The 17577-nt window shown below is 57.8% G+C and carries 17 protein-coding genes and 1 pseudogene; 11 read left to right on the plus strand and 7 right to left on the minus strand.

What is annotated here, in order from left to right; genetic code table 11:
- Positions 1 to 22 precede the first annotated feature (22 nt).
- On the minus strand, positions 23 to 838 hold the full coding sequence (locus APZ15_RS29270) for a helix-turn-helix transcriptional regulator (protein WP_027789410.1): 816 nt from the start codon (positions 836 to 838) through the stop codon (positions 23 to 25).
- Positions 839 to 1072: 234 nt separating this feature from the next.
- The gene (locus tag APZ15_RS29275) at positions 1073 to 1549 is read right to left on the minus strand and encodes a nuclear transport factor 2 family protein (RefSeq protein ID WP_027789409.1); all 477 of its coding nucleotides are present in this window, start codon (positions 1547 to 1549) and stop codon (positions 1073 to 1075) included.
- A 321-nt stretch (positions 1550 to 1870) separates the two neighbouring features.
- Here APZ15_RS29275 and APZ15_RS29280 point away from each other — a divergent pair, with 321 nt between their 5' ends.
- Positions 1871 to 2257: a winged helix-turn-helix transcriptional regulator gene (locus tag APZ15_RS29280; RefSeq protein ID WP_027789408.1), complete on the plus strand. Its 387-nt coding sequence runs from the start codon at positions 1871 to 1873 to the stop codon at positions 2255 to 2257.
- 489 nt (positions 2258 to 2746) lie between these two features.
- On the opposite strand, the gene APZ15_RS40005 is transcribed toward APZ15_RS29280, so the two are convergent.
- Complete coding sequence (locus tag APZ15_RS40005; RefSeq protein WP_080982057.1) at positions 2747 to 3130, minus strand: YXWGXW repeat-containing protein; 384 nt, start codon at positions 3128 to 3130, stop codon at positions 2747 to 2749.
- Positions 3131 to 3742: 612 nt separating this feature from the next.
- On the opposite strand from APZ15_RS40005, the gene APZ15_RS29285 reads away from it, so the two are divergent.
- On the plus strand, positions 3743 to 4828 hold the full coding sequence (locus APZ15_RS29285; protein WP_027789407.1) for a porin: 1086 nt from the start codon (positions 3743 to 3745) through the stop codon (positions 4826 to 4828).
- 176 nt (positions 4829 to 5004) lie between these two features.
- Here APZ15_RS29285 and APZ15_RS29290 read toward each other — a convergent pair whose 3' ends face one another.
- Complete coding sequence (locus APZ15_RS29290) at positions 5005 to 5403, minus strand: GreA/GreB family elongation factor (RefSeq protein ID WP_027789406.1); 399 nt, start codon at positions 5401 to 5403, stop codon at positions 5005 to 5007.
- A 512-nt stretch (positions 5404 to 5915) separates the two neighbouring features.
- Here APZ15_RS29290 and APZ15_RS29295 point away from each other — a divergent pair.
- Complete coding sequence (locus tag APZ15_RS29295) at positions 5916 to 6245, plus strand: DUF4148 domain-containing protein (protein ID WP_027789405.1); 330 nt, start codon at positions 5916 to 5918, stop codon at positions 6243 to 6245.
- Positions 6246 to 6399: 154 nt separating this feature from the next.
- Here the strand turns inward: APZ15_RS29295 and APZ15_RS29300 are convergent, their stop codons facing one another.
- Complete coding sequence (locus tag APZ15_RS29300; protein ID WP_021162297.1) at positions 6400 to 6861, minus strand: CBS domain-containing protein; 462 nt, start codon at positions 6859 to 6861, stop codon at positions 6400 to 6402.
- Between the two features lie 812 nt (positions 6862 to 7673).
- Here APZ15_RS29300 and APZ15_RS41315 point away from each other — a divergent pair.
- The 7 genes and pseudogenes from APZ15_RS41315 to APZ15_RS40020 all read left to right on the plus strand — a co-directional run bounded on the left by APZ15_RS41315 (position 7674) and on the right by APZ15_RS40020 (position 14413).
- On the plus strand, positions 7674 to 8333 hold the full coding sequence (locus APZ15_RS41315) for a tyrosine-type recombinase/integrase (RefSeq protein ID WP_106852288.1): 660 nt from the start codon (positions 7674 to 7676) through the stop codon (positions 8331 to 8333).
- 58 nt (positions 8334 to 8391) lie between these two features.
- Positions 8392 to 9518, plus strand: a protein-coding gene (locus APZ15_RS29310) for an IS3 family transposase (RefSeq protein ID WP_088611397.1) whose coding sequence is annotated in 2 segments (ribosomal slippage) — positions 8392 to 8632 and positions 8632 to 9518 — 1128 coding nt in all. Because the reading frame shifts where the segments join, the coding sequence is not laid out codon by codon here.
- Positions 9519 to 9794: 276 nt separating this feature from the next.
- Positions 9795 to 10465: pseudogene (locus tag APZ15_RS38495) on the plus strand (SOS response-associated peptidase family protein).
- Positions 10466 to 10599: 134 nt separating this feature from the next.
- Positions 10600 to 11184 carry a DarT ssDNA thymidine ADP-ribosyltransferase family protein gene (locus APZ15_RS29330; RefSeq protein WP_226153252.1) on the plus strand — a complete coding sequence of 195 codons (585 nt, stop codon included), beginning with the start codon at positions 10600 to 10602 and terminating at the stop codon, positions 11182 to 11184.
- 2 nt (positions 11185 to 11186) lie between these two features.
- A complete protein-coding gene (locus APZ15_RS40015; RefSeq protein ID WP_080982056.1) occupies positions 11187 to 11888 on the plus strand; it encodes a DarT1-associated NADAR antitoxin family protein in 702 nt (233 codons plus the stop codon).
- 195 nt (positions 11889 to 12083) lie between these two features.
- Complete coding sequence (locus APZ15_RS29335) at positions 12084 to 13748, plus strand: SIR2 family protein (protein WP_158605828.1); 1665 nt, start codon at positions 12084 to 12086, stop codon at positions 13746 to 13748.
- Positions 13749 to 13768: 20 nt separating this feature from the next.
- Positions 13769 to 14413 (plus strand): DUF2971 domain-containing protein, encoded by a 645-nt coding sequence (locus tag APZ15_RS40020; RefSeq protein WP_080982055.1) that lies wholly within the window; start codon positions 13769 to 13771, stop codon positions 14411 to 14413.
- A 32-nt stretch (positions 14414 to 14445) separates the two neighbouring features.
- Here the strand turns inward: APZ15_RS40020 and APZ15_RS40025 are convergent, their stop codons facing one another.
- Positions 14446 to 15273, minus strand: coding sequence for a phage antirepressor KilAC domain-containing protein (locus APZ15_RS40025; protein WP_201800290.1), 828 nt, complete (start codon positions 15271 to 15273; stop codon positions 14446 to 14448).
- Between the two features lie 150 nt (positions 15274 to 15423).
- Complete coding sequence (locus tag APZ15_RS42335; RefSeq protein ID WP_226153251.1) at positions 15424 to 15669, minus strand: hypothetical protein; 246 nt, start codon at positions 15667 to 15669, stop codon at positions 15424 to 15426.
- A 1437-nt stretch (positions 15670 to 17106) separates the two neighbouring features.
- On the opposite strand from APZ15_RS42335, the gene APZ15_RS29350 reads away from it, so the two are divergent.
- Positions 17107 to 17481 carry a hypothetical protein gene (locus tag APZ15_RS29350; protein ID WP_138143366.1) on the plus strand — a complete coding sequence of 125 codons (375 nt, stop codon included), beginning with the start codon at positions 17107 to 17109 and terminating at the stop codon, positions 17479 to 17481.
- Positions 17482 to 17577 lie beyond the last annotated feature (96 nt).

Consider the following 17577-nt stretch of genomic DNA (forward strand, 5'->3'; position numbering starts at 1 on the left):
GGCCGGGATGCGGAGGCGTCGTCTAGCGCCCGCGGTCTGCCGGTGGTTCTTCCTCGGTCACGCACCACGCGAACAGCCCGGCCCGGTTCGCCACGCCGAGTTTCGCGAGCGCGCGCCCGAGATAGGTGCGCACGCTGCTCGGCTTGAGCGCGAGCGTGTCGGCGATCCGGGGGACGGGCCGGCCTTGCAGCACCGCGCGGCACACGAGCCGTTCGCGCTGCGACAGCGTTGCGCCGCTGGCCGACAGGCGCTGTTCGAAGCGCTGCAGCAACGCGCCGTCGTCCGAGCGTGGCGTCAGGCGGGCGAGCCGCGCGTGCTGGATCAGCAGCGGCAGCACGAAATCGCCAAGCTGCCGCAGCAGCGCCAGTTCGGCCAGCGTATAGGACGGCTGGCCGCGCCGGCGGAACAGCGAGAACGCATAGACATAGTCGCGCTCGCTGCCGAGCAGCGTGCAGTCTTCGCCGAGTTCGCCGAGCGCGAACTGGCGGCCGTATTCGGTTGCCGTGTCGACGTCCTCGTTGCACGAGAACACGAGCTGCGAATCGGTGGTGCGCTCGATATGCGGGAGCAGCGTGTCGTTGCGCCAGTCGCCCTGTGTATACAGATCGAGCGCGTGGCGTGTGCCGTCGGGATCGTCGCCGCCCGCGAAGAACAGCACGTCGACGCTGTCGACCGAATGCGATGGCGCGTCACGCCGGTAGCGCGTCGCGACGCTGTAATGGGACTGCGGATCGACGGTTTCGCGCAGCCAGGCCCAAAGCCGGGCGGGAAACTGCGGACTGCCGAGGCTGGCGACCAGGTCGCCGGCATTGCTGAGGGAAATATGGGCGGGGCTCATCGTTGACACCGTCTTCGCGAACGGCCGCCCGTGCCGGCCGTGTTTCGCGTGCGACGGCGAGCCGGCGGCGCGGCGGCCGGCGGTGCGGTCATGCGGGACGGAGGCCGGCGCGGCGGCGAAGCTCGATTGTAGGAGACTTCGCCGCCGCGAGGCATTCGCGCTTGCCCGGCGGGCGGCCGATCGTCCGTCGACGGGCGGCGCGCATCGTTGCGCGCCGCGTGGCGGCCCCGCGCGTCAGAACATCGTGTTCGCGTTCGCGGACGTTTCGGGTACCGGCTGGATCACGTCCCAGTGTTCGACGATCTTGCCGTCCTTCACGCGGAAGATGTCGACGACGGCCTCGCCGCGGTCGCCCGGGCGCTCGGTCGCGTGCACGTGCAGGTAGACGAGGTCGCCGTCGGTTGCGCTGCGCACGATGCGCGCGCGCGACGCCGGGTTCTTCTGGAAGGCGCCGACGAAGTACGACACGAACGGCTTCTTGCCGTCCGGTACGTGGGGGTTGTGCTGTTTGTAGTCGTCCGCGACGACGGCGGCGGCCTCGACCGCTTCGTGCTTGTTGAAGAAGCGGTCGTAGAACGTCAGCACGAGCTGGCGGTTGGCTTCCTCGGCGGCCAGGTTGCGCGTGGCCGGGCCGGCGGCCAGCGCGGCCGTCGACGCGGCCAGCAGGACGAGCGCGGCAACGGTGCGAACGGGGGAGCGGAGCGATGACATGTAGCGGGTTCCTTGTCTGACGAAGCGTGGGTTGGCGCGCGATGCGCGACGGCGGGTCGGGCCGGCCATGACGATCGGCGGGCGACGGGGCAGGGTGGCGGATGCACGGGCGTTGTCGACGCGAGGGATTCGCCGCCCGGTTCGTATCGTCGAGATACGGAGTGGGCGCGTCGTCGTCATGCTTCGTTGAACTGCCGAATCCGTGCGGCTGCCGGGCCGCTCGAATGGTACAGTTGCCGCGAACCCGTCACAAGAAGTCAGCGCGGTGTGAACAGGTCACACCGCGCTGACCATGCGTTGCCCTTGAAAGAGAATCCCGTCATGCCGTTCCCGCCCGCCGACGAAACCGTCGAACTCGATCAGCCCTGCCCGATCCGCGATGTGCTCGACCGCATCGGCGACCAGTGGAGCCTGCTCGTGCTCGAAGCGCTGTCCGGCGGGACGATGCGTTTCAACGAACTCGCCCGCGCGATCGGCGATGTGTCGAAGCAGATGCTGTCACGCACGCTCAAGCGGCTCGAACAGGACGGCTTCGTCAGCCGCACGCTGTTCGCCGAAGTGCCGCCGCGCGTCGAATATGCGCTGACCGACCTCGGGCGTTCGTTCCTGACGCCGATGCAGGCGATGATCCAGTGGGCGGACGAACATCATCGCGCGATCTGCGCCGCGCGGCGCCGTGCACGGGAGCTGGACGGCGGCGGGCGCTGAGCAGGGCGTACGCGCTGTTTTGTCGATGGACGGTGTGCGGCGGATCGAGTGCGATGCGACGAGGCATGCCGCGATTGCATGTGCATTGCCGCATGTGATTTCGTTATCCGAATGATCTCGACGGGGCGGCAGGCATCGCCGAAGTTTCAATGTGCTCCGTTCGTCCCGAATGCGGGAATGCACTGGCGGTGCCCCGCTTGCGGAGTACGCGCCGGGGCGATTGCAATGGCGGTCTTTCGCTGCACAGCGCATGAGAGGTGCGGCAGGGGCTGGCCGAACCGGGAAGGCGCATCGCAGACCGGCGGGCATATCGATGGCCGAGGGTGCCTGATCCGATGGACGCCTGGGCGCATGCGTCGGGGCGAGGTGGGGCAGGACGCGCGGGGGCGCCTGCCGGGCATCATGATGTCGAGGCTGAATGGCGCGGGTTCGTCGCGCCGTCTGGTTCCGGGGCTGCCATCGGCCGAATGCGGGGTGCCGCGCGCCTGCCTATCGCCACGTGCCGTCGACGTAGAGCCACACCTGTCCCTGGCGGCGCCAGTAGCCGGGCACCCATCGACGCCCGGGGCGCCGTGCGACCCAGCGGCCCGGCACCCATATATAGCGGCCTCGCTGCCAGCGCCAGTAACCGTCCGTCCATATATAGCCGTGCGGCCGTGGCGGCGGTGGGCGGCGATCGTGTCTCGCGGCCGGCGGCGCGAAGCCCGGGCGGTCCGCATAGGGCGGCCTGCCGGGCGCGCGGTTCGGGCCGGGCGGCCGATATCCGGGCGGCGGGGGCGGCACGGGCTGGGCCGAAGCGGCACGGAGCCAGCTGCCGGTGCCGACGAAGGCGGCGGTCAATCCGATGGCGCGCAACACGGAGCGTCGATTCATGGCGTGTCCTGTTCAGTATTCGAGGCTGCCTTACATTAGCCTGCCAGTCCGCCGGGCGGGTTACGCGTACGGTCAAGGCTGTTACCGTGTGTCACGGCAGGCGGGCGAACCGCCAGCGGGCGGAGGCCGGTCTCGCTGTTTTTCTGCGGCTGACGATGGATGTTGCCCGCGCTGCACGAACGTCGCGTCCTGTTTACCGGCTGACGGATGTGTTTTAGGCGCTCGGAGCCAGAAATTCGAGATCGAATCGGGTAAAATTTGCCGATTCCGGGGTGCCGTGCCGAATCCGTTTGTTGTTTCTATGCAACCGTCAAGACGATGACATGAAAGAATGGTGCGATGGAAGCCTCCAAAAAGCCCCCGTCAAGAAGTCAAAAACAAACGTCAAAACAAATACTTATAACTCGGCCCCACTTTCATTATTTCTAGTTCTGGAAAAGCTTATTTCTTTATTTGCGGATCGCTCCCCTAGGGTACACCCCTAAACTCACGGTTCCCAAACGGGCAACTATCCGGGCGCGGCCAGCAGGATCGATGGCGCTCCCGGGCGGTTGCAGACCGTTTATGAACAAGGTCGCGAGACCTGCCTCTTTTTAGAAGGGAGCTCCACGAATGAACAAGACTCTGATCGTTGCAGCAGCTGCAGCATCGTTCGCAACCGTCGCTCACGCGCAAAGCAGCGTCACGCTGTACGGCGTGCTGGACGCAGGCATCACCTACCAAAGCAACGTCGGCGGCAAGTCGCTGTGGTCGATGGGCTCGGGCGTTGACCAAAGCCGTTTCGGTCTGCGTGGTTCGGAAGACCTCGGTGGCGGCCTGAAGGCAATCTTCACGTTGGAAAGCGGTTTCAACATCGGTAACGGCAAGCTGGGCAACAACGGCGGCATGTTCAACCGCCAGGCTTTCGTTGGCCTGTCGAGCCAGTACGGCACGGTTACGCTGGGTAAGCAATACGACGCAACGCAAGACTACCTGGCGCCGCTGACGGCAACGGGCTCGTGGGGCGGCACGTACTTCGCGCACCCGATCAACAACGATCGTCTGAGCACGAACGGCGACGTCGCGCTGAACAACTCGATCAAGTACACGAGCGCTAACTACGCTGGCCTGCAATTCGGCGGCACGTACTCGTTCTCGAACAACACGAACTTCGGCAACAACCGTGCATACAGCGCGGGTGCTGCATACCAGTTCCAAGGCCTGAAGCTGGCAGCAGCTTACTCGCAAGCGAACCTGGGTGACGGTACGAACACGAGCGGCGCATCGTCGATCAACGCACAAGGCCGTGTCCGTACGTACGGCGCTGCTGCTGGTTACGCATTCGGCCCGGCACAAGTCGGTGCTGCATGGACGCAATCGCGTATCGACAACCAGGCTAACGGTGTTGGCACGCTGCGCGCTGACAACTACGAAGTCAACGCAAAGTACAACCTGACGCCGGCTCTCGGCCTGGGTGCTGCTTACACGTACACGAACGCGAAGGTCAACAACGGCAGCTCGCACTGGAACCAGTTCGGCGTTCAAGCTGACTACGCTCTGTCGAAGCGCACCGACGTCTACGCACAAGCTGTGTACCAGCGTGGCGCGAAGGGCAACAACATCGTCGGCACGGGCATCTACAACGGCGACAACACGACGGCTTCGAGCTCGTCGATCAACCAAACCGCAGCAACGGTTGGTCTGCGTCACCGCTTCTAAGCGTGACGGCGGGGTAACCCGCTTCGCAGTATCGAAAAAGGCGCCTTCGGGCGCCTTTTTTTTCGTCTGTGGAACGAGGTGTCGGCGATTCGCATCCTCCGGATGCAAAAAAGCGAGGCGTGTGCCTCGCTTTTCGCGTTGTGCGTCGTTGCGGGGCGATACCCGCCGCAGATGGCTCAGCGCGTGTATTCGCCGTTGGCTTCCGGCTGGAACACGATCGCGGCGACCTTCATCAGCTTTTCGGCGCCGCTCGGCTGCATCACCTTGACCATCTGGCCGCGTTGGGTGCCCAACAGTGCCATACCGACGGGCGAGAAGACGTTCAGGCGGCCCAGTTCGAGATTGGCGGCATCCGGATAAACAATCGTCCAGGTGGCCTGTTCCTGGGACGCTTCGTCAAGCAGCGTGATTTGCGAATTCATCGTGACGACGTTCGCCTTGATGGCATCGGGCTGGACGATGTCGGCGCGCTCGAGCAGCGTATCGAGCATCGCCTGGAAGCGCGGGTTGTGTTCGGCGTGCTTCTCGAGGCGAGCAACGTCGAGTTCGGTCAACTGGTAAAGGCGTTGTTTCATGGCTGTTCTCCAAATGATCGGCAGGGGCAGGCGTGGCGTGCCTATGAGGATCGCCCGGAGCCTGTCTGACCTGGCTCCGGGAGGAGGCCGAGCCGTCAGATCAGGCGCCGGGCAGGGGCGAGCGGCGCTTGGGCCGTGCGTCGAGCGAGGGGATGCGCCGGATGACCGGCGCGCGCACGCACGCCGGCCGGGCCGGACGGCGAAACCGAAAGGGGCGTGAGCGCGTACATGGTGGATGGAAGATCGACTGACGAATAAAACCTTACGATTCTACAACACAACCTTCGGAATATGTGATCTGGCCGTCGGCAGTTCGTCAGCGATTGTTGTGCTGATGAAGCAAGTTGTCGCGATATCGCCCGAAAAATGTCGGCTATTTTTGTCGAAATCGCAACGCTGTATGTTCAAACTAAGGGTTTCCCCTTGGAGATGCGAGAACTACACTGCATTCAATCGCTTCAGACAGTCCTGCCGAGGCGACGTCATAAGAGAACATATTCCGGAGGTAAATCATGAAGTCGATCATCTACGCAGCCATCGCCGCATCCGTCCTTGCCGCCCCGATCGCATCGTTTGCACAGTCCGAGCAGGGTTTGACCCGCGACCAGGTCAAGGCCGAGCTCGTGCAACTCGAACAGAACGGCTACAAGCCGCTGGCGAGCGATTCGCAGTATCCGGACAACATCCAGGCCGCCGAACAACGCATTCAACCGAACCAGCCGATGCTCGCGCAAGCCGATACGAGCGGCTACGGTGCCGTGGCAACGGGTGCCGGGCAAGCCGGCCGCCGCATGACGCGTGAAGCACCGAACCCCGTGAACTCGGTCTACTTCGGGAACTGAACACCGCCGGGTCTGCCCGAGCGCACCGCTTAATCGACGAGACGCGCGCCAGTTGCGCGCGTCATTCGCCCGCAGGAGCAGAACCTCCGTCGCCGCATTCCGGCGGCTTTCCGCCCAGACGCTCACGCGTTTGGGCCTTTTTTGCTGGGGCGGGTCAGGCGGACGTAACCGCAGGCGTACCGTGGATATAGTGTTCGAGCTGGCTGATCGTGAATTGCTGATCGGCAATCACGCTCTTGACGAGGTCGCCGATCGAGATGAGGCCGACCAGCTTGCCGCCGTCGAGGACGGGCAGGTGGCGCATCCGGTGTTCGGTCATCAGCGCCATGCACTCGTCGGTGGATTGCGACGGTTCGACGTAGCGCACCTTCGCCGTCATGATTTCCTCGACGCGGGTGGCTTTCGACGAGCGATCCTGCAGGACGACCTTGCGCGCGTAATCGCGCTCGGTGACGATGCCCGCTATGTCGTCGCCGTCCACGACCAGCAGCGCGCCGATGCCCTTTTCCGCCATCAGCTTGATGGCGTCGTAGACGAGATCGGTCTTCGTGACGGTATAGATGGTGCGGCCCGAATCCGGCTTGGCCTTGAGAATCTGCGCGACAGTCGTGCTCATTCGCTTTCTCCGTGTGCAGGTCGATGCAGGGCAGGCAGGGCGTGATGCGTGTCACCCGATGAGCCCAGTATAGCCGCGCAGGTGGCGGCAGTCGCGTGACGATTCCAGATTAGCGGTAAACTCCCGTCACGCACTATCCACACAACTCCTACATTCCTGAACGTTTCGATTGAATTCATGATGTCTTCGCGTCCACAATCGCCCACGCCGGGCAAATCGAAAGTTTCATAGGAACATTTCTATCCCGCTTTTCGTCTTTTTAAGACTTTGATTTGCAAGGTAAATTTGCAGACCTTGGCTCCGTGCGTGGTTTTCGCGTAAGTGGTCTAAAAAAATGAAAGTTACGCGGAAGTTACGCGACACGGTAAGATGATGACAATTGCTCATCATCCGGGGGAACCGTGGCAACACCAAAACCAAGCATTCAGTCACGAACTGCTCGCGCCAAGCTTGCGCATCAGAATGAACCGTATTGGCATAGCATTCGGCGCGGTCTACACCTTGGCTACAGAACGTCCACGCTAGGCCCCGGAACATGGGTCGGACGGCTGTATCTCGATAAGCGATATCACCACACAACCCTCGAAGAGCAAGCCGAATTTGACGAAGCTCGAAAGGCGGTTGAGCAATGGGCCGATGCTGTCGTCAAAGGTACTGGAAAGCGGGCAGACGATCCGACAGCGCCAGTTACGGTTGAGGACGCCTGCCGGAAGTACGTTGAGGACTTGGAGAACCGGAAGGGGAAAAGGAGCGCTTACGACGCGTCCAACCGATTCGAACGCTTGGTATACGGCAAGCCGATAGGGAAGACCATGCTTGCCCTGTTGGAATCGAAACAGGTCACAGGATGGCACCGCAATCAAACGAAAGGTGCCGAAGGTGAAGATGATCTTCGAAAGGCGCGCGACTCTGCTAACCGCAATCTAAAGAGCCTCAAAGCCGCGCTGAACTTCGCACGCGACAACAAGTGGGTTGATAGTGACTTGCAGTGGAAGGTCGTGAAGTACTTCGAAAAGGTCGATATGGGCCGCGATGGCTTCCTGACCGTCGAGCAGCGCAATCATCTACTTAACTGCATGCCAGAAGATTTGCGCCTATTCGCAACCGCGCTCATGCTGCTTGGATGCCGGCCTGGAGAACTCGTTAAGGCTCGCGTCTCAGACTACAACCCGCACTCGGGAACGCTCATTCTGCGCCCGAGCAAAACAAAATCTCGGACGATAACGCTTTCAACAAGGGCTCGTGAATTGTTTGATGCGCAAGCGAAAGACCGGGGTAGGGACGCTTACCTGTTCGTCACTGATCATCATAAGAAATGGACGGTTCACTTCCAAGACCATCCGGCGTACGTCTGCACCGTCAACCCGTTCAGGGTGTTGCCACCAACCGCGCAACGTGCCCGTATCCGGAGACACGAACTCCGGCAACGGGTCTGTTCCTGCGGGGGCCGATGCGTACGAGAGTGCTTGTGACCTGCTCCCCGCGTTTAGTACGGTGACGGTGTAGAGTCCGTTCCAGAGAGGGACGGCAATGAAAAAGCGATTCACCGAAGAGCAAATCATCGGCATCTTGAAGGAAGCCGAGGCTGGCCTGAAGCCGGCGGAGCTGTGCCGCAAGTACGGCATCTCGGAAGCGACCTACTACAACTGGAAAGCGAAGTTCGGCGGGATGACGGTCTCCGAAGCGCAGCGCCTGAAGGAACTGGAGCAGGAGAACAGCAAGCTCAAGCGTCTGCTGGCCGAATCGATGCTCGACAACGCCGCGTTGAAGGACCTGCTGGCTCGAAAGTAGCAAGCCCGCAGGCCAAGCGCGAAGCGGTCCGGATATTGATGACCGAACGTGCCATGGGTGTTACCCGGGCCTGCGGGCTGGTAGGGATTTCGCGCTCGCTGTTCCACTACGAATCACGCCGCCGAGTTGACGACGAAGCGCTGACTGGCCGGATGATGGCCATCGCCGCGCAGAAGCGCCGATACGGCTATCGCCGGATTCACGTGCTGTTGCAGCGGGATGGCTGCTTCGCCAACCACAAGCGCATCTGGCGCCTGTACAGCAAGGCGGGGCTGAGCGTGCGCAAGCGGCGACGCAAGCGTATTGCGGCTGTCGAGCGCACGCCGCTGCCGTTAGCAACAGGCCCGAATCAGAGCTGGTCGATGGACTTCGTTTCTGACGGGCTGGCCTATGGTCGGCGGTTTCGATGCCTGAACGTGGTCGACGACTACACGCGCGAGTGCTTGGCCATCGAGGTCGATACTTCGCTGCCGGGCCTACGAGTGCAGCAAGTGCTCGAGCGGCTCAAGGAGATGCGAGGCTTACCCGCATCCATCACGGTCGACAACGGGCCGGAGTTCGCTGGTAAGGTGCTGGATGCATGGGCCTACGAAGCCGGTGTCACGCTGTCGTTCATTCGGCCTGGCAAGCCGGTGGAGAATGCCTATATCGAGAGCTTCAACGGGCGGTTCCGCGACGAATGCCTGAACGAGCACTGGTTCGTCTCAATGCGCCACGCCAAGCGGCTGATTGAGGAATGGCGTATCGAGTACAACACCGAGCGGCCTCATAGTTCACTCGGCTATCTGACGCCGGTGCAGTTCGCGCGGGCGCACGATGCAAAGCAGCAGTTTTTAACCTCGGACTCTAACTGCAGTTCGGACTAAAACCGGGGGCAGGTCACTTGCTCGCTAGACTTTGGCTGCAAATGCCGATCCCTCCGCGTCTCATCTAGACGCCTTGTCCCTTCCTTCCCGAACGCGTGCCGCTCGGCCTCCTCATCCGTCATCCAGAATTTGCAGTCGATTACGCCGTAGTACGAGTCCACGTACTGCCAGCGGTGCTCCCAGACCGGTTCCACGATTCACCTCAAATGACTGTATGGATATACAGTATATTCCGCGCTACTATGGGTCGGTCAGGTCCAAGAAACGGGGAGCGCCATGTGCACGAATACAGGGCTCCGGGCGAAGACCCCGGCATCAGTGAGCTGAAGATTGGTATTGGCGACCTGTATCGCCGCGATCCGTGGGAGCTTCACGTCTACCCGGACTACGCCGCACCCATCGCCTACGCGTCCGGGGACGGTTTAGGCGTCGTCAAGGCCGTGTTTGGCTTCTGGCCTAAGTTCATGCAGCCGGAGCGTTTGGACGAGAAGGGGAAGAAAAAGCGCAAGCTCGACACCATGAACGCCCGGACGGAATCGGTGGGAGAGTCACGTCTATACGGGAAGGCATGGCGAGAGGGGCAGCGATGCTTGATCTCGGCACAGTGGATATACGAACCGTGCTACGAGACTGGAAAGAACGTGTGGCATTGAATCGGCCTGGTTGATTGGCGTCCTTACTGCGTGGCCGGCATTTGGCGGCACTACGAGGATCAAGACGGACGATCGTTGATTGGCATGACCATGCTAACCGTCAATGCGGACGGGCACCCCTTCATGTCACGGATGCACAAACCGGCCGACGAGAAACGGTCAGTGGTGATCCTGCGGCCGGACGATTGGGAGGAATGGCTAACGACGCCGAACATCGAGGCCGCGCGTGCCATGCTTCAGCTATACCCGGCCGACGAAATGACAGCGGAGCCGGTGGCCGCATCGGCCGAATGATGACTTCAGCGAGCGCGCGTCCCATCTGATGTATATTAGGTCTATAAGAGAAAAATTTAGACCGAATATGCTCGGGGGCCATGATGGCAGCGCGAACAATACAAGAGTTTGCAACTGAACGAGGAATCCCGTACTTGCTGCATTTCACCAGATTATCCAACCTTCAATCCATCCTGACTCACGGACTGGTATGCCGCAATAGTTTGGATGGGACGAATGTTATCGGTACGGTGAACGATCAGCACAGGCTCGATGGAACGGATGCGGTATGTGTGTCCATAGGTTTTCCTAACTATAAAATGTTCTTTCGTTGTAGGCGTGAGCATCAGCAGGAGGAATGGGTAGTAGTGGCCATTCAGCCCAAGGCACTCTGGGAATTACGGTGCGCTTTCTGTGTCACGAACGCAGCGTCCAGCCGGGTTACTTCTATCCCGCTCGTACAGCGAACCGGGTTACCTGCGTTTCAGGCCATGTACAACGACTATGACGATAAAGTCAGAGCAACCCTGAATTTGAAAGACTACATTCCGACCAATCCGCAAGCAGAGGTACTGATGCTGGACGGCGTTCCGGCGACATACATTATGGGCGTTGCCGTGCAAAACCTTGTGATGAAGGCGCAGATTGAGGCTCTCTATCCCGGCCTCGCAGTGCGGAAGATCGACACGTTCTATTCTGCCCGCCACGACTATTCCCACTGGCCGGCACAGCAAGCATAGACATGGCTACACGTCCAATATTCGTCCCGTCCCTAAGTGGCCCGTTGCTGGTATCTACGGAGCTTTTGGAGTTCCAATGGTTTCCCGGCATGGCGAAAAGCCAAGCTCAGAAGTCAATCGAGTCACTTCATCAGGTGGCGAAGGAACGACTGCACGTCGATAAAGTGTTAGAAATATCCAGCAAGTCCAAGGACGATTACGGCGTCAAGTTGAGCGCATTCAATCTGATGATAAAGACGCCGCGTCGCCAATACAGCCTTGAGTGTGCATATCAAGCTAGTAAAGTATTCGAGCGCGGAGGTCCATTTACAGACCTTCTTAATGCAAAGTCAATTGATGCGAAGCGCGATCCGCGTCTTACACAGTTTGGTCGATTGATCAAATTTCAGTGGTACGGTACGGACTGGCCGCTCCAACCCCGAACTGCGTTCTATGACTGGCTTTATATCAACGCCTTGCACAGGCAACCTGAACTTGCTGAGATTGTTTTGAATTATCGCGCATTCTCTGACATTGCGTTTAACCCTGAGCGCTCGATAAATTGTCAGGCGTACGCGGCTGCTCTCTACGTGTCGATGCATGAGCGCGGACTGTTGAGAGACGAAATTCTGAAAGATCAAGATGAGTACCTGCGTGTGATCAATACGGGCGCGGTCAGTAACGCTCACGAGAACACGCTTCGAAACCGATCGCTACTTGATTAGCTAGATGATGGGCGTAAGAAGTGCCAGCGGCGTAGATTTTGAGCATGATAGTTGTGCAGCGTACGCGGACCACCGTACGCGAATAAAGGCATTCTGAACACGCGTCGATTCAAAGACCAAACCGACCTACGGGGTAAGAGATATATGCTCGATTCAGTTAGTGCGCTTGCGTTCGAGATGCAGAGCGGAAAGGGTATGTTTGCGCTGCTGCTTGGCTCTGGTGTGTCGCGGTCGGCAAAGATTCCGACTGGTTGGGACATCACGCTAGATCTGATACGGAAGGTCGCGGCAGCGCACGGCAGCGATCCGGGCGACAATCCTGAGAGTTGGTATCAGGACACCTTTGGAAAGGCGCCAGACTATTCAGACTTGCTAAATGAGTTGGCTACGACGCCGACGCTCAGGCAGCAAGTGATCCGCCCGTATATCGAGCCCAACAGCGATGAGCGCGCGCGCGGTGAGAAGCTTCCTACTGCGGCCCATCGAGCGATTGCGCGCCTTATTCAGAGCGGACACGTTAGAGTCGTGCTCACCACGAATTTCGATCAGTTGCTTGAGCAAGCCTTGTCCGAGCTAGGCGTAAGCGCCACCGTCGTTGCGTCGGCTGATCAGGTCGCGGGAGCCATGCCGCTTGTACACGCTGACGTGACAATCGTTAAGCTTCACGGCGACTATCTCGATACGCGCATCCGAAATACGCTCGGGGAACTGTCAGAGTACGAACCTGCGATTGACCGCCTCTTAGATCAAATCGTAGACGAATTCGGGTTGGTGGCATGCGGTTGGTCAGCCGATTGGGACGTGGCGCTCAGAGCGGGCATAGATCGCGCGCCTTCGCGACGTTTCCCGATGTACTGGGCCACGCGCGGGGAGCCCGGAAAGGCTGCGAAAGCGCTGATAGAAAGGCGTGGCGGCCGCGTCATTTCGATCAATGGGGCGGACGAATTTTTTGATTCTCTCGAACAACGCGTCAGGGCGATTGAGGCGCTGAACCGGCCGCACCCGTTGTCTACGGATATCGCGGTCGCGATGCTTAAAGAGTATCTCCCCGATCCGCTGCACAGGATTAGATTGCATGACTTCCTAACCGCCGAATTCAACCGAATCATCGGCCGCTTGAATCAGGCCGGAAAGTACGCACCTGCGTTCTCGCCGGATGCGTTTGCAGCAAGATTTGAGGAACTGCGTGCGGCCGTGGACCCGATTTTGCCTTTAGCCTATGCGGCCGGTATGTGGAGTGATGAACAGCAGACGCGCCCTTGGGTAGAGTTCGTGCGCGAGTTAGCATCGCGTCGAGAGGGGGTCTCGGGTGACTCTTTCATGGTTGACATGCTTGCGCTTCCAGCAACGCTAGTCATGTACGCGTTCTGTCATGGTGCTCTTGTCGGGAAAAATCCTAGCACAATGGGCCAGATGGTAAGCGATACGTCGGACAACGGGAGAAAGAAGACCGTACTTGGCGATGAATTGAACATTGGACTACTGCTGAGCGATGATAGGGTGTTTAAGCAACTGCCTCGTTATGCTGACAAGCGAGTGCCGGCATCGGAAATGATGGGGGATATTCTTGAGCAACTGTCGAAACGCGAATTGCGCACGAGTGACGCGTTCAATCAAGTCTTTGCTCGGTTGGAATTTGCCCTCGCTTTCGGCTATGCAGAACGAGAACTTGACGAGGTTGGGAGCCACTTTTGGGCCCCTGCCGGGCGATTGTTCTATGACACGCGTACGCGTCAGGCTTTGATGCAGGAGTGGAAGCAAGATTTTGACGAGCGTGGGCTACAAAGCGATTTGTGTCAGATGGCCGGATTGACGTTTGAGCCGATGATCGATGAAATGCGTGCGTTATTTCAGCGATAGTTCGCTGACGAGGACATGTGATGAAGCTTTATAGATATCGTCAAATTAACACGAACACTTTTGGCGAGATCGCGGAGAGGAGGGCGTGGTTCTCGAAGTATTCTGAGCTGAATGACCCTTTCGAGGGGAGGTACATCAATAAATCCAGCGATAGCAGTCTGGATGTACTAATCCAGACGTTTCGTGTTTGTTGCTTCAGTAAGCGTAACGATAATCTGCTCCTTTGGGCTCATTACGCCGAAAATCATAGGGGAGTTTGTCTTGAGTATGATATTCCGGATGAAACCTTCAAGACGCGATTTTTCCCCATTAATTATAGTGCATCACAGCCGGTGATTGATCGAGTAAACCGTTATCCTGTCGGAGATGTAAATTCCGGTAGTCTTTTAATGGATATGAAGGATGCTGTTTTCTTGACCAAAAGTGAGGATTGGAAGTATGAAGAAGAATGGAGGATGCTCCGTATAACCGAGAGATCGGAAGAAAAAGGCGAGAAGCATGAGATTCCGGGGAATCTGTCAGCTATCTATTTCGGACTTCACACTAGCGAAGCGGCAAGAAATATCATTACCAAATTAGCGTCTTCAACGTCGCCTGTCGAATTCTGGCAGGCGTCGTTGCGTGCAGGATATTTTTCGCTTGAATTTGCGCGGGCTGAAGCGTAAGTCCGCGCGTGGCTCAGCGATAGAGCGCGCCGTCAATGTGCAATGGTGCGGCTCTCGTCGGTCGAGACGCGCGGCTTGAACAGTCCACGCTTTGGCGGATTCGCCTTGGCAACGAATGCGGTACGCTTGGGCACATACTTGCGCAACAGTGCTGCCTCACCCTGAGCCGTTACGCGCACTGTGTGGCTGGCGTGCTCTGTGCCATTCTCGTCCGTGTACACGCGCGTAGCGAGATAGAACCACGGCGCATAGTCGCGGTACGGTGTTCCGTCCGCCTTCAAAATCTTGTCTTCGCGCAGCAGAACAAACAAGCGATTCCGGCCGATGTTGTAACCGGCCTGCGTTAGCTTTTGGGCCATCGTCGCCATGTCCAAAACCTCATCCGTTGCCAGCAATGCTTGTGAATGCTCGACGTGCGGTTGTTGCTGTTCGATAAGCTTGGCTTTGGCCTCGTTATCAAACGCCAGTGCCGCGCGCTGTTCCTCAAGGTCTGCGGCCAATCGGAGCGCTTCGCCTAAAGTCTTCGGAATCAGGAAAGCAGGTTTTACAGCATGCGTGGCTACCTGTGTTTCCAGTTCTTGCCAGCGATCCACTAGGCGCGCGGTAAATTCTGGCGATAGTTGTGCCACCACTACGATACTATCGCGCTTGCCTTGCTCGCCCGAAAACATATATTCAAAAGTGGGGCGGCCACCGGTAGCCTTTTCCTGCATTGCAGGTAAAGCAATTACGCCGCGTTCGGTTAGGCGTTCGATGGTTACGCGTACGTTGTCGTGTCGTGATCCAACCAAGTCCGCAATGTCACGGCTAGACATGGTGACGGGTTGTGCCGGATCGAAATTCATTAGGCCGTTGTTCATAATATTTTCTCGCTAGAGTATCTGGGGATTCTGTGAATCTAAGCCTGCATTAGAAGCGCGGCAGGCAAGCAATGATCGAGGCGAACAGGGCGGCGGCGATTGCCGCGGACAGCACAAAATTCCCTACCGGGTGTGAGTGGAGGCGTTTAATCATTGCGGTTCCTTGTCTGCCGTGGCTTTGAATTCCGACCGGAGCGCGGTCAATTCGCCGTCAATCGTCACGAACTTGACGTTTCCAGCGGCTGCGGTCATACCGTCCATATATGCCCGAATGCATCGACGGGCAAGTTGCTGTAGCGACAAATCCTGTTCCTTTGCGAGCGCCTTGAATGCGTCATATTCATCTGCGGGCATTTCGACGTGAATTTGTCGGCCACGCGGCTTCTTTTCTGTCATGGGAATTTCCTTCGTGCTTCAGCACATTAATTTCATACGTATGTTATTTACTGCCTCACTCCTAAAATTGACGTTTTCGGAGCGGAAAAGGAGGGGGAGGGGCAAAGATTATTGTTACAGATCATTACTTGGGCCTGTTAGAAAGGATCACGTGCTTCAGAAAACAAAAAACCCCGCTGGATCAATCCAAGCGGGGTTAGTTGGTAGGTATTTCGTTCTTTGCCAAGTCTCGCGCACGTTCCATCAAACTATCGATGACGTGATCGCACAAATATTCGAATTCATCCAGGGGGCTATGGTCACGGAGTCGATAGCATTCGTCTACATGCTTCAAGACTTCGGCCGATGTTTGCGCCTTCGAAGCTGCACGCGCTGCGGTTGCGAAGGATATGATTAGGTCGTTGTTCATTTTGGAGTCTATAGGCTGGATGGTTAATGAGGGGAATGCATTAAGTCGTTATTCAATGGGGTTAAGCAATCTTGAACGTGGTGAGCATGTAGGCAAACAGCCTGCGCTACGCTTGCCCGTAGCTCGCTACGCGACACCAATTGTTAAAACAAAACCCAAAGGATATAGAGAACAAGTGAGAAGGCAGTCTTGTAATAGGGTATGTATTCCTTATCTTGTAAAGGCGTCTGCACTCGCTGTGGTCGTGTGTGTGGTACTTCACCCCAAAGCGACTCCCTTCCTCATCCTAAAACAAAGACCCTATACGGGTTCTATGAGTAGACTTGGAATAAGAGTAGCTTTGGTGATTGTCTTTTACACATACAGTTGTCTGAATGTGACTTCACCCGTCTTTCGACAATGGATTCTTACACAGGCCGGTGAGGCGATACCGACTTACTGTCAGCTATGTTGCACTACTTCCTGTGTCCCTATAGGCCATCCATTACGCGCGGCCTCAATAAAGCATGTACGGGAGTTGAAATAATCTCACCCCATTGGAGTTGCACCACCGTGGATACTTACAGCCCTACTGCCTACGGTCACTTTATCTACTCGGTTTTCTTGTCAGCGGCCCCAAGTGCGGCCCATTGCTTTACTACGCGGACAGTACGCCCCGCAGAGGATTTCCATATGCAGGCTTCGAGCTTGCGCTCGCATAATCAAATTGAAGGAATCGTGAGATTTCCTCTTGCCAGCTATTTACTGGCTCAAAATCAAATTGAGCGGATCGCGAACGGAAACCCCACTGACTTTATATAATTTAATGTCATAAGTGGCGAGTGCTATTGCGGATTTTGGAATAAGAGGTGAAAAGCCGAATAGGGCTGAAAAACGATCCCTGTTTGTTCGATTGAAAATTAGGGCGCGACTGTAGACTAAGAGCGCTGTACCTCTTGCCTCGATTTCCCTGCCTTATCATCAGATAGGCTTTTCGCCCGTCCTGCCTCAACGCTTGACGGGCTTTTTCCTATATGGAGCGCGTATCCGTGATTTATGATTTTTATTCTATCGTCGGAATCGAAGCCGAGCATCTTAAGCCGATGTTTTGGGGTATCAATCCTTATGGAGAGCACCCCGCCAATCTTGAGCAAGATTCCGTGACCCTCAACGATTCTGACGAAGTGGGAACGTATGTAATCTTCCACGATAAGAAGGGTCCACTCTTGCAAGTCAATTTGGCTACGCCCTTCAAGACGGCCGAACACGACTACGACGCACAAGCGCACATGCGGGTTACCCTGCGCCAGCTTCTTGTCGATATCGCAAATCAGGAATCCCGTAAGCCTGAGTCCGCCGCGATCTACAGCAAATTCCTTGGTCTTATCGCAATGAGCGTCAAGACGGAGATAAAGGAATCGTGATATAGAATGGACCCCCGTAGTCCCCGTATACCAGCCTCGGTTGTGCGGTTTGTTGACCCGTGCGTTCGTCACTGCTCGCGCGGGCTTTTTTCATAC

The sequence above is a fragment of the Burkholderia cepacia ATCC 25416 genome (genome assembly GCF_001411495.1).
GTDB classification, from domain to species: Bacteria; Pseudomonadota; Gammaproteobacteria; order Burkholderiales; family Burkholderiaceae; genus Burkholderia; species Burkholderia cepacia.

Excerpts from the sequence above, each read along its gene's own strand:
- APZ15_RS29290 (WP_027789406.1), bottom strand. The coding sequence starts at position 5,403 with ATGAAACAACGCCTTTACCAGTTGACCGAACTCGACGTTGCTCGCCTC.
- APZ15_RS41315 (WP_106852288.1), top strand. The coding sequence starts at position 7,674 with ATGCTTGCCCTGTTGGAATCGAAACAGGTCACAGGATGGCACCGCAAT.
- APZ15_RS40005 (WP_080982057.1), bottom strand. The coding sequence starts at position 3,130 with ATGAATCGACGCTCCGTGTTGCGCGCCATCGGATTGACCGCCGCCTTC.
- APZ15_RS40020 (WP_080982055.1), top strand. The coding sequence starts at position 13,769 with ATGAAGCTTTATAGATATCGTCAAATTAACACGAACACTTTTGGCGAG.
- APZ15_RS29270 (WP_027789410.1), bottom strand. The coding sequence starts at position 838 with ATGAGCCCCGCCCATATTTCCCTCAGCAATGCCGGCGACCTGGTCGCC.
- APZ15_RS42335 (WP_226153251.1), bottom strand. The coding sequence starts at position 15,669 with ATGACAGAAAAGAAGCCGCGTGGCCGACAAATTCACGTCGAAATGCCC.
- APZ15_RS40015 (WP_080982056.1), top strand. The coding sequence starts at position 11,187 with ATGGCTACACGTCCAATATTCGTCCCGTCCCTAAGTGGCCCGTTGCTG.
- APZ15_RS29300 (WP_021162297.1), bottom strand. The coding sequence starts at position 6,861 with ATGAGCACGACTGTCGCGCAGATTCTCAAGGCCAAGCCGGATTCGGGC.
- APZ15_RS29285 (WP_027789407.1), top strand. The coding sequence starts at position 3,743 with ATGAACAAGACTCTGATCGTTGCAGCAGCTGCAGCATCGTTCGCAACC.
- APZ15_RS40025 (WP_201800290.1), bottom strand. The coding sequence starts at position 15,273 with ATGAACAACGGCCTAATGAATTTCGATCCGGCACAACCCGTCACCATG.
- APZ15_RS29295 (WP_027789405.1), top strand. The coding sequence starts at position 5,916 with ATGAAGTCGATCATCTACGCAGCCATCGCCGCATCCGTCCTTGCCGCC.
- APZ15_RS29335 (WP_158605828.1), top strand. The coding sequence starts at position 12,084 with ATGTTTGCGCTGCTGCTTGGCTCTGGTGTGTCGCGGTCGGCAAAGATT.
- APZ15_RS29280 (WP_027789408.1), top strand. The coding sequence starts at position 1,871 with ATGCCGTTCCCGCCCGCCGACGAAACCGTCGAACTCGATCAGCCCTGC.
- APZ15_RS29275 (WP_027789409.1), bottom strand. The coding sequence starts at position 1,549 with ATGTCATCGCTCCGCTCCCCCGTTCGCACCGTTGCCGCGCTCGTCCTG.